This window comes from Bacillus sp. AFS012607 (assembly GCF_002558005.1).
Lineage (GTDB): Bacteria > Bacillota > Bacilli > Bacillales > Bacillaceae_G > Bacillus_A > Bacillus_A thuringiensis_S.
Window position 1 is genome coordinate 1 of record NZ_NTVM01000052.1, and the last position, 900, is coordinate 900.

The window sequence follows — 900 nt, forward strand, 5'->3', positions numbered from 1 at the left end:
AGCCCGGCACCAATGGAAACGCCAAAATCAGTACCAAGCGGAAGTAGCCCGGTATCAGCCGACATCGTAACGGTGACACATAGTAGCCCAATTATTCCTTATGAAAGTGATAAAGAAGTGGCAGCAAGTAGAGGTCAAGAAACACNNATGGGTCAAAATACGGGTAAAAGTTGGAGAGATATTGTAAACAAAAATAAAAAGAATACGGATAAAAAATAAGCGTAATCGTACGCTTATTTTTTATTGTCGAAAAGGAGGGAATCCCGATGAGAAGCTATCGGATTCCGAAGGAAATCAGTACAGAATTACGGATTAATAAAGTGCTTTATTTAATAGATTTCTTTTTATTAATTGGTTTATTAGTTGTAACGATGATTCTTAGGAACTTCGTACATGAGTCCTTTCAGTTACCATTTATTCTTTTCATGGTAGCTATTGCAATTATCATGATTTGGCGACCAAGTACGAATCCTCAAAAACGAATGTATGAAGTATTGATTATTACTTTGCTAAGAAGGAAAGGTGCATATTGCGCCATTGACAACGATCAATAAGGGAGGGATCACATATGGCGTTATTCAGCGAAAAAGATGTAGAGAAAGAAAAGCCAAAACAACTAGAAAGACCGAAGAAAAATGCATTTCGATTTAACGAAAAAAATGTAAAAGAATCAATTTCTGAACCAAAAGAAATTGTGAAGGTGGTACCCGACAAAAAGAAAGAAGAAAAACCAAAGGTAGAACCAAAGGTAGAACCAAAAGTAGAACCAAAAGTAGAACCAAAAGTAAAAAAACAGAAGAAAGAAAAGCCAAAGAAAGACGATTCGAAAAAGAAAAATCCAAAACTTTTAGGTTTTTTATCTAGAAAAAAGAAAGAAGCACCACCAAAGGTAAAGAAAAG

1 protein-coding gene and 2 pseudogenes are annotated in these 900 nt (G+C 35.2%); all 3 read left to right on the forward strand.

The genetic code is table 11. The annotated features are described in order from the left end of the window. A pseudogene (locus CN409_RS30055) lies at positions 1 to 219 on the forward strand (hypothetical protein); the annotation flags it as partial. A gap of 47 nt (positions 220 to 266) precedes the next feature. Then, a complete protein-coding gene (locus CN409_RS30060) occupies positions 267 to 554 on the forward strand; it encodes a DUF5592 family protein (protein ID WP_001258281.1) in 288 nt (95 codons plus the stop codon). Positions 555 to 568: 14 nt separating this feature from the next. Then, positions 569 to 900, forward strand: a pseudogene (locus CN409_RS30065) (hypothetical protein); the annotation flags it as partial.

Excerpts from the sequence above, each read along its gene's own strand:
- CN409_RS30060 (WP_001258281.1), top strand. The coding sequence starts at position 267 with ATGAGAAGCTATCGGATTCCGAAGGAAATCAGTACAGAATTACGGATT.